Raw genomic sequence first — 13142 nt, 5'->3', positions numbered from 1 at the left:
CCGCAATGAACGACCAAATCGGTACCTATGCCGTCTACCCCAGCCTCAAGGGCCGCAGCGTCTTCATAACCGGCGGCGGCAGCGGCATTGGCGAGAGCCTCGTGCGCCACTTCTGCGCGCAAGGCAGCCGCGTCGCCTTCGTCGACATGGCGGTGGAACCGTCGAGGCAGTTGGTCGCGGCGATCACGGCGCAAGGCCATCCGGAGCCGCTCTTCATTCCTTGCGATCTGCGCGATGTCGAGGCCCTGCAGGCGGCCGTCGAACAGGCGAGAGAGCGAAATGGCCCCATCCAGGCGCTGTGCAACAACGCCGGCAATGATGACCGCCACCAGACCGCGGATGTCAGCGTCGCCTATTGGGACGACCGCATGGCGGTCAACCTGCGCCACCAGTTCTTCGCGGCACAGGCCGTGCGCCCGCAAATGAAGGCGCTGGGCGGCGGCTCGATCATCAATTTCGGCTCGATCACCTGGATGGTCGGCGATCCGGACTGCCCTGCCTATGTGACGGCGAAGGCGGCCGTCTACGGCATGACACGGGCGCTTGCCCGCGAACTTGGCCCCGAGCGCATCCGCGTCAACTGCATGGTGCCGGGCTGGGTGATGACGGAGCGCCAGATGCGCCTGTGGCTGACGCCGGCCGGCGAGCGCCAGATCGAGGAAAGGCAGTGCCTGCCCGATCGGCTGCAGCCTTCCGACATTGCGCGCATGGCGCTGTTTCTTGCCGCCGATGACAGCCGCATGTGCTCAAGCCAGCAATTCATCGTCGATGGCGGCTGGGTGTGACCCGGCGAGAAGGAAAAGGTAGGTTCATGCGTCTCGTTCAGTTCAACTTGCCCGACGGCAGCCGCCACGTGGGTCGCGTCAGCGCCGATGGCGATCAGCTCCACCTCCTTGCCGGCACCGAAACCGTCCTCGATCTCGCCACGGCGGCTATCGCCGAAGGCAGGTCCATCGCCTCGCTTGTCGAGGAGCGGACCGGCGGCGAGAAAGTGGACTACAACCAGCTGCTGCGCGAAGGCCGCGTGCTTGTCCCGGTCGACCATCCGGAGCCGGCGCGTTTCCTCGTCACCGGCACCGGCCTGACGCATACGGGAAGCGCTGCCGCGCGCGACAAGATGCATGTGCTGACCCACGGCAAGGACGCCGCCGAATCCGACTCGCTGAAGATCTTCCGCATGGGGCTGGAGGGGGGCAAACCCGCGCCGGGCAAGCTCGGCGTCCAGCCCGAATGGTTCTTCAAGGGCGTCGGCACCTGCGTTGTGCCGCCGGGCGCGCCGCTGCCGCTGCCGGCCTTCGCTAAAGCGGGTGCCGAGGAGGCCGAGATCGTCGGACTCTACCTCAACGGGCCGGACGGCCGCCCCTATCGCATCGGCTATGCGCTGGGCAACGAATATTCCGACCACGTGACCGAGGCCGAGAATTATCTCTATCTGGCGCACTCCAAGCTGCGCTCCTGCTCGATCGGGCCCGAGCTTTTGATCGGCGAGCTGCCGCGGGAGGTGCGCGGCCATTCCCGCATCCGGCGCGACGGCGCCGTCATCTGGGAGCAGGAATTTCTCTCGGGCGAGGCGCACATGTCGCACTCGATCGCCAACCTCGAGCACTACCATTTCCGCTACCCGATGCACCGCCGGCCAGGCGATCTGCACGCCTATTTCTTCGGCGCGGCGGTGATGAGCTACGCCTCCGGCATCAAGACACAGCCCGGCGATGAATACGAAATCCAGGCACCGGAATTCGGCAAGCCGTTGCGCAACCGGATGCAGGCGGTGCCGGACGAGGGGCTGGTAGCTGTCACCCCGCTGTGACGGCAAGGCCGCGGACTGAGATCATCAGAACAACAAATGGGAGAATGATCATGCTACTGAAGAAACTGCTTCTAGGGATCGCGAGTGTCGGCCTGGGCATCGGCCTGATGGCCTCGTCGGCGCTCGCCGCCAACCTGCGCGTGCTGGCCTGGGACGGCTATGCCGACGCCGATTGGGTCAAGGATTTCACCGCCGAGACCGGCATTGGCGTCGATGTCGTCTTCATCGGCAGCGACGACGAGATCTGGGCCAAGATCAAGGGCAGCGAGGGGCAGGACTTCGACGTCTTCGCCGTCAACACCGCGCAGCTCCAGCGCTACATCAAGGCCGATCTCGTTACGCCGATCGACCTGTCGAAGCTGCCCAACCAAAAGGATACGCTGCCGCGCTTCCGCGACATCACCAAGGTCAGCGGCGATACCAAGGACGGCAAGGTCTACGGCATCCCGTTCTGCTTCGATTCGATCGGCCTGATCTACGACACCGACAAGGTCAAGCCGGCTCCGACCTCGATGTCGGTGCTGTGGGATCCGGCCTACAAGGGCAAGGTGCTGGCCTATGACAATGGCGAGCACAATTTCTCCTTCACCGCGCTGACGCTGGGCTACAAGGACCCCTTCAACCTCAGCGCCGAGCAGATGGCGGCGGTCAAGGCCAAGCTGGTCGAGCTGAAGCGCAATGTCTTGAGCTTCTACACCACCGCCGACGAGGCCCAGCAGATCTATCAGAACAACGACGTCGCCCTGATCTGGGCCAATTACGGCCAGCAGCAGGTCAAGGCCTTGCAGAAGATCGGCGCCCACGTCGCCTACATCAATCCGAGCGAAGGCGCTCTCGCCTGGCTCGACAACTGGGTCATCTCCAAGGGCGTTCGCGACAAGGACGCGGCTGAGAAGTGGATCGACTTCATGCTGAGCAAGAAGGTGAGCGGCGCGCTGTCCGAGCGGACCGGCTTCGGCAACACCGTGGTCGAGTCGAGCAGCGCCGGCAGCAACGACAAGCTGGTCTGGCTCAACAATGTCGAGGACCCGACCAAGCGCTCCGACCTTTGGAACGAGATCAAGGCGACGCCCTGAACTCCTTTGGCAAGCTTCGAAGGACCTGGCGGTCCGGACCGTTCCGGACCGCCGACACCATATTTCTTGAAAGTCGGCCATGAACCAGAACAGCGACCTGCTCACGCTGCGCTCCGTCTCGAAATCCTATGGCACGGTTCCCGTGCTCTACGGCATCGACCTTGCGATCCGCGACGGCGAGTTCCTGACCGTGCTGGGGCCGTCCGGTTCGGGCAAGACCACGGTGCTCAGGCTCATCGGCGGCCTCGAGCCGTTGACGTCGGGCGAGATCCGGCTCGACGGCCAGGACATCAGCGGCATGCCGATCAACCGGCGGCCCTTCAACACCGTTTTCCAGGACTATGCGCTGTTTCCGCATCTGACCGTCGCCGGCAATGTCGGCTATGGCCTGTCGGTCCGCCACGTGCCGCGCAAGGAGATCACGCGCCGCGTCGCGGAAGCGCTGGAACTGGTGCAACTCGGGCGCTTCGCCGACCGTTTTCCGGCCCAGCTTTCGGGCGGCCAGCGCCAGCGCGTGGCGCTGGCGCGGGCGCTGATCTGCCAGCCCCGCCTCGTCCTGCTCGACGAGCCGCTCGCGGCGCTCGATCTTGAATTGCGCCGGCAGATGCAGGAGTTCCTGAAATCCATCCAGCGCGAGGTCAAGACCACCTTCCTGTTCGTCACCCACGATCAGGAGGAAGCCATCGGCATGGCCRACCGGATCTGCGTCATGCAGGCCGGCCATATCCGCCAGCTCGGCACCCCGCACGAGCTCTACTACAAACCGAATTGCGAGTTCGTGGCGCGCTTTTTCGGCGAGAACAATCTGGTGGCCGGCACGCTCGGCGAGATTCGGGGCGAGTTCCGCGCGATCGAGACGGCTCTCGGCCGGCTCGTCTGCTCGGTCAATGGCCAGCCGCATCTCAAGGCGGCGGCCGCTGGCGCCAGCGGCTTCGCCGCCTTCCGCCCCGAAGCGCTGCATCTTGCCGGCGACGGCGATGCCGACAATCGTCTTTCCGGCACCATCGCCGACCTTGCTTTTGCCGGTTCCTCGACGGTCGCCACCATCACCGCCGGCGGCGACGTCGCACATCGCCTGAGGCTGCGGTTTCCGAGCAGAGTGGACGGCAGCGCCTTGAGGGTCGGCGAGACCGTCGCGCTTTCCTTCGCGCCGCACGAAGGCCACCTGGTGCTGGCATGAGCGGGACCGGCTCGCCACAACCCCTCGACGGGCGGTGGTCGCCTCTGGTGACGGTGCTCGCCTTCGCGCTGCCGGCGATCTTCGTCCTCGCGCCGCTGGCGATCTTCCTCGTCTACAGCTTCTTCAGCGTCGACCAGGGCCAGATCGTCTACGCGCCGACGCTTGCCAACTATGCCCGCTTCTTCACCGATCCGGTCTTTCTTCCCGTATTCTGGCGCACGATAGTGCTCTGTCTTTCGGTGGCGGCGATCTCGATCCTGCTCGCCTATCCGACGGCCTATTTCCTGACCACGCTTGAAGGCCGGTGGCGCTACGCGCTGCTGATGCTGCTCATGGTGCCGTTGTTGATGAGCTACGTCATCAAGATCTACGCGATCCGCAGCATCCTCGGCCTCAACGGATTTCTCAACAAGGCGCTGGTGGCGCTCGGCATCATCACGGAGCCGTCGACGCTCTTCGTCTTCAACATGAACGCCATCCTGCTCACGCTGACGCTGCTTCTGATCCCCTTCGCGATCCTGCCGATCTTCCTGGCGCTGGAGCGCATCCCGCAGGTGCTGCTGCGCGCATCCGACGATCTCGGCGCGACCGGCCTGCAGACGTTCCTGCGCATCACCTTGCCGCTGTCCCTGCCCGGCGTCGCCTCGGCGGCGAGCTTCGTCTTCGTGCTGGCGATCGGCGATTTCCTGACGCCGCAGATGGTGGGCGGCATCAGTGGCTTCACCTTCGGCCGCATTCTCTACAGCCAGTTCGGCACCGCCTTCAACTGGCCCTTCGGGGCCGCTCTTTCGGTTGCGCTGGCCGTCGTGGTGATCCTCGCGATCCTCGCCGGCGAGCGGTTCGGGCGCAATCGGGGGACTTCGCATTGACCGTCGCGCCGCGCCTGTCCACGCTCCTCCTCGCGGCGATCACCATCCTGGTTGCGGCGCTGCTCTACAGCCCGCTTTTCGTGCCGATCGTCTCGTCCTTCTTTCCGGTGGCGCGCGGCGAGGTCGACTGGTCGTCGCCGACCGTCTCGACCTATGTCGCGCTGGCCGCAAACCACGAGATACTCCTGGCGCTGCGCACCACGCTGGTCGTCGGCGCCTGCACGGTCGTGCTGTCGGTGGCCGGCGGCACGCTGCTTGCCCTCTACTATCACGGGCGCCGAGCAGGCCGTTCGCTGCTGCAGTTCATCATCTTCCTGCCGTTCCTGATGCCGCCTATCATCAGCGGCCTCGCGCTGCTGATCTTCTTCCGCGAGGTCGGCATCGAGCGCTCGCTGCTGACGGTCGTGATCGGCCACACCGTCTTCGTGCTGGCGATCGTCTACCGCACGGTGCTGACGCGCCTGCAGTCGATGAGCCGCACGCTGGTGGAAGCCTCCTACGATCTCGGCGCAACCAAATGGCAGACTTTCTGGCGCGTCATCCTGCCCAACCTGTCGAGCGCGATGGTCGGCGGCGCCATCCTCGCCTTCGCCCTTTCGTTCGACGAGACCATGATCACCATCCTGGTCACCGGCACCCAGACGACGCTGCCGGTGCGCCTGTGGGCAATGATGCGTCTCGGTTTCTCGCCGGATATCAACGCGCTGGTGGCGCTGATCCTGATGTTCACCGTCTTGCTCTGCGCTCTCGCCGCAAGGTTCCTCGTTCCTAGAGCAATTCAAGGAAAAGTGTGAGCGGTTTTCCGTCCGTAATTGCGTAAAAACAAAGGGATGGGGTGGTTCGCCGCTTCCGCGAAACGGTGAAACGCTCCAGGCAGACCGCCACACAGCGCAGTTGAAAACGGAGCCAACCCTGCGCCGGGCGACGCCCCGGGGCGGAGCCGGCGGAGATCCGGCCAACGCAAAGGGTCAGTTCCTCTCCGGAGCAGTCGCCGGCGCCGTGTAGCGCCTCCGCACGGCGTCGATCACCAGCTTGCGGCTTTCGTCTGCCGACAATGTCTTGTCCTTCTCCGCCTCTGCCGTTTCCCGGGCGAGGTCCTTGTCCCTGATCTGCTGGCGGAACCACTTGGAATAGTCGCCGGCGCGCAAATGGTGTTCCCATGTCTTGTCGTCGATACCTTCGGCCATCTGCGCGAAGATGATGAGGTTGTGGGCCCTGAGCTTCATCGCCTTCTTCGGCCCGGTGAAATAGAAGCTGCCGGCCTCGTCGAGCTCGCCCTCGGCATATTTGCGGCTATGCCGTTTCAACGATTGTTCGGGCTCGATCGCTTTGACGGTGACCGGCTTCTTGCCATCGTGCGGCCGCCAGAACAGAACCCGGTCGCCCTTGGGCAGCGGGATGTCCTTCGGCGCCTTGAGCCCGGTTTCCTTGCAGAAGGTCCTGATCACGTCCTTCGCCTTGGGTCCGAGCGCGATCACTGCCGTCACCAGCCGCAATGCATCGGTGGAGATCGCTTCGGGGTGGACGGTGATCAGCACCGTGCCGGGCAGCTCGATCGAAAGCACGGATCGCGTGTCTCCGCGTCGCTTGGGCATCAAATGATGCGCCTCGTCGATGATCAGCCAATGCGGCCTTGCCGTGCGATAACGGACATTGCCGAGGCTAGGCAGCAATTCGGCGAAGAAGTCGGGCCGCTCGTCGACCTTCAGCGCCAGGCCGTTGACCACGACGTTGGTCTGCGGCTTCTCGATCAACTCCAGCAACTGCTCTTTGTTCGGCGCGGTCGAGCCGTTGCCCAGCGGTACCGCGCCTTTCAGCCCGTCATAGTCGCCCTCGGGGTCGAAGATGCAGAACTGCAGCCCCTTTTCGACCAGCCGCTCGGTGAGCGCCGTGGCGAGAGTCGATTTGCCGATGCCCGAGCTCCCGGCGATCAGCACTGTTTCCATCGGCGACAGATAGATGTCCTTGCCGCGCGAAGTTCCGAGCAGCACGCCGCCCAAGCGCTTTTTAGCAATGAGGTGATCGTGCTTGATCAGTTTGCGGATGAGCTCCTCGACGCCCTTTCCGCGCGCCTCCTTGGTGACAAGATCCGCGGTGTCCTTGACGGCGGGCAATGCGTTGGCCACCGCGACGCTGCAGCCCGAAGCCCTGAGGAAGGCGTGGTCGTTTTCGGCGTCGCCGACGGCCACGACATTATGCGGCGACAGCTTCAGGTCTTCGAGCGCCGCCGCCAGCCCGGTCGCCTTGTTGATGCCCGAGGGCAGGATCATCACCGCGCCCTTGTTGAAGATGATCTCCAACTCCAGCCCAAGCTTTTTGATGACGTCGAGCACGGTGGCCTGATGCGGCTCCCAGGTGGCGACGATCGAGCGGCCGACCGACAGCGGCTTCACGCCACGCTTCTTGAGCCTGTCGACGAGATCCGCGGAAGGCGAGGGCGAGATCGCGCGCTCTTCCTCGCTGGCCGGCGTGTAGATCAGCGCGCCGTTTTCGGCGACCACCTTGTCGAACAGGGAAAGTTCGGAAAACACCTCCTTGAGATCGGGCAGTTCCCGCCCAGTGACCAGGATGAGCTTGCGCCCGGACTTCTTCAGCTTTTCCAGCGCCGAGACCGTGCTGGCCGTGACCAGCCCATCCTGCGCCAGCGTGCCGTCATAGTCGGTGGCCAATGCCATGAAATACATCGGTTGAACCTCTCCGCTGGCTGTTGTGTCCTGGTCCGTCTGCAATGAACAACGCCTTCCGCCGGAAAAGGTTTAGGCTGAGGCTCTTGCGGCATGCCGAGCCGGCAGTGCGGCAGGGAGCTCGCAGCGATAGCCGTTTCGACAGGCTCAGCATGCCTGCCTAGCACCCTGCAGATGCAATCGAGGCAGCCGTTGCCGACTTTCCGTATCAGGCATGACGCTCAAGTCTCGACATTGTCCCGCGACGGGGGAAAGTCATTGCCGATCACAGTAGGTTCCGCTTCATTTCCGCAAAAGTAAGCTGCAGGCAACGAAGCTGGAGCCCAGGATTGTGGCGAACAACGAACCCCGGTCATCGACGCATCCAACCACGCATGCCTTTGACCGGATATTGCCGTTCGAAGACCTCGAAGGGGACCAGAAACGGGGGAACTGCGGCCGCGTTTGCGCGTCATGCCCCTTGCGCGGCCTGACTTGCGCGAGCGAGACTGCTGCCTCGGATGGGCAGCGTTTTCGATGACTGGATGCGGCCGGGGCGGCCTGCATTCGCGTGCCGCCACGATCGTCGCCGGATTTCCACGATCAGGCCGCCAGCCAGGCTTGGGTGAAATCCTGCTCGTAGGCCTGGTGCATCTGGTAACCCATGAGGGCGGGCTTCATGTGGCAGAACAGCTTGCGCCAGTAGGGCTGGACGATGATGCCGGAGTCCCTCAGGATCGTCTGCAGTTCCTTCATCAGCACGCGGCGCTGATCGGCATCGGCGATAGCGTTGGCCTTCCCCAGCCTGGCGTCGAATTCCGGGTCGGCAAAGCCGGTCTCGTTCCAGGCCGAGCCGCTCCGGTAGGCAAGCGCGTAGGTCTGGATGCCAAGCGGTCGCGCGTTCCAGTTCGTGGTTGCGAACGGGTATTTCGTCCAGTCGTTCCAGAATGCCGCTTCGGGGATGACGGTGCGCTTCACCTTGAAGCCGGCATCGCGCATCTGCTGGGCCACCACATCGGCGCTTTCCTTGCGGTAGTCGGCTTCCACGGAGATCAGGTCGAATTCGAAATCGAGCTGTCCGGCTTCGGCAAGCAGGGCCCTGGCCTTGGCCGCATCGCGTCTGACCGGCGGCAGGTCGGCATGTTCGGGATGCATCGGGCCAACATGATCGTTTTGGGCAACGATGCCCATGCCGTTCGCTCCGAGCTGCAGCACTGTCTCATTGTCCACGGCCAACTGAATGGCATTGCGCACCCGCTTGTCGTCATATGGCTTGGCGCCGACATTGCAGCGTGCAACCACGGTCGCGGCGGTGACGATCTCGGATTTCTTCAATCCCAGCTTGTCCAGCAGATCGACATCATAGGATTGCGTCTGTCCGTTGAGGTCGATCTCTCCGGCTTCGAAGGCAGAGACCGTGGCGGCCGAGTCCGTGCCGTAGTCGATCCAGTCGATGCCCTCGAGGAAGACCTCTCCACCCCACCACGATCCTCCGGGGCGTTTTCGGACCGACGCGGCGACGCCGACATCGAGCTTGGTGAGCTCGAACGGGCMGGTGAAGATGGGATTGGCCGACAGGGGCGCCTTCTTCGCATCGAAGCTGTGGTGAACGATGAGGGCCGGATAGTCGGTCATCGCCGGGATGATGGTGATGTCAGGCTGCGACAGCTTCAATACAACGGTTCGATCGTCACGGATCTCTATGGCGCCGGCGCGCGCCATCTTGGCCTGCGGATCGATCAGGGCCGTCATGCGCCCGGCCATCGAATTGCCCGGAGCGTCTCTTTCGCACCAGCGCGCTATGTTGAAGGCCACGTCGGTGGCGGTGAAGTCGTCGCCGTTCGACCATTTTATGCCGTTGCGCACCTTCAGGACGTATTCCGTGGCGTCGGCGTTGATCTCCCAGCTCTCGAGCAGCATCGGCTGGAAAGTGAAGTCAGGCTTCCAGCGCACAAGCGGCTCGAGGAACTGCCTTGCGATGTTGCCCATTTGCGAGACCTTGAAGCTACGCGGATCCTCAATCTCCATGACCTGCATGGCGACGCRCAGCGTGCCGCCTCGTCTTGGCGGTTGCGCATCCTCGGCGTGGGCCGGAACCGGTTGTCCGAGAAGCCCGTAGGCGGTCGTCGCGCTCGCGCCGAAGGCACTGGCAAGCGCGAGGAACTCGCGGCGATCCAGCTTGCCGTTCCTGGCATTGYGCACGAAAGTGCCGATCGCGGGATGAAGAGGCCTGGATGTCATGTCATTTCTCCCATTGTTGATTTTGCGTCCAAAGCCGTTGGAATGCTCTTGTCACCTGCTCGCCCGCCGCTGTTTTCTCGGCGTGCCGGCATCTGGCGCGCCGGTTGAAAGGAGGCGGAATGAATCTTCTGACGGCGATGCGGGTTTTCGATCGTGTCTGCCTGCTTGGAAGCCTGTCGGCGGCGGCGCGTGACCTGAACATGTCGACGACCGCCGTCAGCCGGACGATCAAGGAACTGGAGGACGATCTCGGCGTTCGCCTGATCAACCGCACGACGCGGCGCCTCAGTCTGACCGAAGCGGGCCGCGATTATGCTCCGCGCGCTCGGGCGCTGCTGGATGACGTCACTGAACTGCAGGATTCCACGCGCGGGCTGCATAAGGAAACGCGCGGCCTGATCCGGGTGTCGTGCTCGAATGTGCTTGGTCACACCCGCATCACAAAGCTTGTGCCGAAATTCCTCGAAGAGAATCCGCTCACCACGATCGAGTTCGACCTTACGGCCCGCTACGTCGTAGGTATCGTCGAGGAAGGCTATGACGTGGCGATCCGCTTCGGCCAGCAGGCCGATTCCGCGCTCATCGCGCGAAGGCTGGGCGAAGTGCGCAACTATGTCTGCGCCACGCCCGGATACTGGGACAGTCACGGCCGTCCCGCCCATCCGGGCGAGCTGGCGAAACACTCCTGCGTGCTTTCCAACTATGCAAAGCGTCTCGGCACATGGCCTTTCGTCGGACCGGATGGCCCTTTCGACGCGGTTGTCGGCGGCCGTGTCTCGACCAACAGCGTGGAAGCCGCTTACCAGATGACCATCGCCGGCTTCGGCATCGGCAATCTGCCCAGCCTCCTGGTCGACGCGGCGATCAGCGACGGCAGGCTTGAGGTTCAGCTCGACAGCTTCCGGCCAGACTCCAGCCCGATCTACGCGCTTTATCCACATCGCACCTATATCGCCGCGAAGGTGCGTGCCTTCGTCGATTTCCTGATCCGAGAGCTGGCGGACGACTTCGTGGCCTAAAGCAATTTCAGGAAAAGTGTGACGCGGTTCTCCGCCCGAAATTGCATAAAAACAAGGAGATAGCGCGCCTCGCCGCTTTCGCAAAACGGTGAAATGCTCTGGGGCCGTCCGGACGCCGAGAAGGGTCCGGCGCGAACGCCGGACCCCGTTTGCCCCCTTCGCCCGAAGCGGCAAGGTCATTTCCACCAGGCGGTGGTGTCGTATATCGGCCCAGGCTCCTCGAAGAGCTTTTCATATTTGCACAGGGCGGGCGTCTCACCGAGCGGAACGGAAACACCGTTCCTGAACGCCCATTCGCCGCGCTGTGTCGAATCGGCCCGCACGTAGCTGGACAGGGCGAAGGCGCGATCATGGCGCGACTTGTTGGGCGAGGAGCCGTGCACGGTGAGCAATCCCCACATCGCCAGGTCGCCGGGTTCAAGTTCGAGCGGAATGATCGTCGCCGGATCGATTCCCACCTTGCGCAATTCCTCCTCGGCCGTCAGACCTTTCATCAGCTCGCCCGTCCCTTCGTCGGAAAGCCCGAGATAGCCCAGCTTATGGCTGCCCGGCACGACCTGAAGGCAGCCATTCTCGAGCGTTGCCCGATCGACCGCCAGGCCCGTGGTCACCGTCGCGTCGGCGACATTGTCGAAGGCCGCCTGATTGCGGAAACGCAGGTCCTGGTGGAAACGATAGCCGGTTACGTTGGCGCCCGGCGRCTTCCAGTGCAATTGCTGGGCGATCTGCYGGATGTCGCGGCCGATCAGACCCTCCAGCAGTTGCAGGTAGCGCGGGTTGCGCCGGAATTCCTCGAAATAGCTGTTGATCCAGGAGAACCAGTAGGCTTGCAACACGTAGCGCTTGCCGAAATCCGATTCGGGCAGGATCTGAAAACTCAGATTGCCATGCCGGAACGTGGCGTGATGCTTCAACCCCTCGGCATAGACGGCATCTGTTTCCTCCCTCAGCCGAACCATCTCGTCGCCGTCGACGAACTGTCGGACGATGGCATAACCTTCCTCGCGATATTGTTCCACGGCATCGCGCACCGTCTTCTCGTTCAGCATCCCGGCTATCCCCAACGGGTTGATCCGGCTTGATCGTAGCGGGAATACTTCAGGCGATAAGTCGTGGATTTGGGCATCGACTTTCCCGATTTTCGGAAAAATGTCGGGCCGCTTTGAGCCGCTGAACAAGGTGTTCGACAAGATGAGCCTAAGGCATGGCTGCGGCGCGCTGCCCTATGGGACGAGGCGGAGCAAAGCCGATCGGCCGCCGGAGAGCCTAATCCACACTTGCCGCGCGGCAATGCCTTCGCTACTTCCAACTCATGGCAACGCACAAGCTCGTCAACACCACCTGGCACAACGTCCTCGGCACGGTCCCGCCGGCGCTCGCAATCGCGTCCGGCGATGTCGTGATCACACAGACGCTGGACGCTCGTGGCTTCGACAAGAACGGTGCCCGACCGGCTCATGGTCCAAACCCGATGAACGGTCCGGTCTTCGTGACGGGAGCCGAGCCTGGCGACGCGTTGCGTGTGGACATCCTGCGCATGGACCCGATCCGTCCCACCGGTTGGACGATCTCGTCATTGGCTGCGAACGTCGTCGATCCCGAGGCTGCTCGCGGACTGCCTGCACGGGATACGGTCACCTGGCGGATCGACCTCGAATCGCGAACGGTGATGCTGGAAGAGCCGCCGCCTGGCCTTGAAAGCTTCATTTTGCCGGTCGAGCCGATGATCGGCTGCTTTGGCGTGGCGCCCTCGATGGGCCAGGCTTTCTCCACCGCAACCAGTGCGGAAAATGGCGGCAACATGGATTACCGCGGGTTTCGGCCCGGCGCGACGGTTTGGTTTCCTGTTGCCGTAGAGGGAGCGCTCTTCTTCGCCGGCGATTGCCATGCGGCGCAGGGCGATGGGGAGATTGTCGGAACCGGTATCGAAACCTGCTTTGAAATCGAGTTTCGATTGACCGTGGAAAAAAACAGGCGGCTGGTATGGCCTCGCGGTGAGAACGAGACCCATATTTTCTCTGTTGGCAACGCTCGCCCGCTGGATCAGGCGCTCCAGCACGCGACCACGGATATGCTCAACTGGTTGACCAGCGACTATGGCTTGTCCGCCGCTGCAGCATCGCATCTGATGGGACAGGTTGTCCGATATCACGTCGGCAACGTTTTTGACCCCGCCTACACGATGGTTTGCCTTATCGAAAAGCGATGGCTTCCCGAGCCGGCCTCCGCCGGCTGACGAGCAAAGGCGGGAAAGGGCGGCTGTCCGTTCGCAAAGAGGTAGGGC

General features: G+C 63.3%; 11 protein-coding genes. 8 read left to right on the top strand and 3 right to left on the bottom strand.

Annotated features, from left to right (window positions below; all coding sequences use genetic code 11):
• The first annotated feature begins 5 nt into the window (after positions 1 to 5).
• From LCM4577_RS25355 to LCM4577_RS25330, 6 genes are all read left to right on the top strand, one after another.
• Positions 6 to 785 (top strand): SDR family NAD(P)-dependent oxidoreductase, encoded by a 780-nt coding sequence (locus LCM4577_RS25355; protein ID WP_071074007.1) that lies wholly within the window; start codon positions 6 to 8, stop codon positions 783 to 785.
• Between the two features lie 26 nt (positions 786 to 811).
• On the top strand, positions 812 to 1810 hold the full coding sequence (gene araD1, locus LCM4577_RS25350) for an AraD1 family protein (RefSeq protein ID WP_040991181.1): 999 nt from the start codon (positions 812 to 814) through the stop codon (positions 1808 to 1810).
• Between the two features lie 50 nt (positions 1811 to 1860).
• Positions 1861 to 2886, top strand: coding sequence for an ABC transporter substrate-binding protein (locus tag LCM4577_RS25345; RefSeq protein WP_071074166.1), 1026 nt, complete (start codon positions 1861 to 1863; stop codon positions 2884 to 2886).
• Positions 2887 to 2965: 79 nt separating this feature from the next.
• Complete coding sequence (locus tag LCM4577_RS25340; RefSeq protein WP_071074006.1) at positions 2966 to 4066, top strand: ABC transporter ATP-binding protein; 1101 nt, start codon at positions 2966 to 2968, stop codon at positions 4064 to 4066.
• On the top strand, positions 4063 to 4935 hold the full coding sequence (locus LCM4577_RS25335) for an ABC transporter permease (RefSeq protein ID WP_071035541.1): 873 nt from the start codon (positions 4063 to 4065) through the stop codon (positions 4933 to 4935). The genes LCM4577_RS25340 and LCM4577_RS25335 overlap by 4 nt, the downstream gene beginning before the upstream one ends.
• On the top strand, positions 4932 to 5729 hold the full coding sequence (locus LCM4577_RS25330; RefSeq protein ID WP_071074005.1) for an ABC transporter permease: 798 nt from the start codon (positions 4932 to 4934) through the stop codon (positions 5727 to 5729). The genes LCM4577_RS25335 and LCM4577_RS25330 overlap by 4 nt, the downstream gene beginning before the upstream one ends.
• A 174-nt stretch (positions 5730 to 5903) precedes the next feature.
• On the opposite strand, the gene LCM4577_RS25325 is transcribed toward LCM4577_RS25330, so the two are convergent.
• On the bottom strand, positions 5904 to 7619 hold the full coding sequence (locus tag LCM4577_RS25325; protein ID WP_071074004.1) for an HAD family hydrolase: 1716 nt from the start codon (positions 7617 to 7619) through the stop codon (positions 5904 to 5906).
• Between the two features lie 582 nt (positions 7620 to 8201).
• Complete coding sequence (locus LCM4577_RS25320; protein WP_071074003.1) at positions 8202 to 9839, bottom strand: ABC transporter substrate-binding protein; 1638 nt, start codon at positions 9837 to 9839, stop codon at positions 8202 to 8204.
• 119 nt (positions 9840 to 9958) lie between these two features.
• On the opposite strand from LCM4577_RS25320, the gene LCM4577_RS25315 reads away from it, so the two are divergent.
• Positions 9959 to 10858, top strand: coding sequence for a LysR family transcriptional regulator (locus LCM4577_RS25315; protein ID WP_071074002.1), 900 nt, complete (start codon positions 9959 to 9961; stop codon positions 10856 to 10858).
• 176 nt (positions 10859 to 11034) lie between these two features.
• Here LCM4577_RS25315 and LCM4577_RS25310 read toward each other — a convergent pair whose 3' ends face one another.
• On the bottom strand, positions 11035 to 11907 hold the full coding sequence (locus LCM4577_RS25310) for a phytanoyl-CoA dioxygenase family protein (protein WP_071074001.1): 873 nt from the start codon (positions 11905 to 11907) through the stop codon (positions 11035 to 11037).
• A 263-nt stretch (positions 11908 to 12170) separates the two neighbouring features.
• Here LCM4577_RS25310 and LCM4577_RS25305 point away from each other — a divergent pair, with 263 nt between their 5' ends.
• Entirely contained in the window at positions 12171 to 13094 is a 924-nt protein-coding gene (locus tag LCM4577_RS25305) for an acetamidase/formamidase family protein (RefSeq protein ID WP_071074000.1), read from the top strand.
• The last annotated feature ends 48 nt before the right edge of the window (positions 13095 to 13142 follow it).

Source organism: Mesorhizobium sp. LCM 4577, from assembly GCF_001854795.2.
Lineage (GTDB): Bacteria > Pseudomonadota > Alphaproteobacteria > Rhizobiales > Rhizobiaceae > Mesorhizobium > Mesorhizobium plurifarium.
The sequence above is the reverse complement of the archived record's forward strand: the minus strand, read 5'-3'. Positions and strand labels throughout refer to the sequence as shown.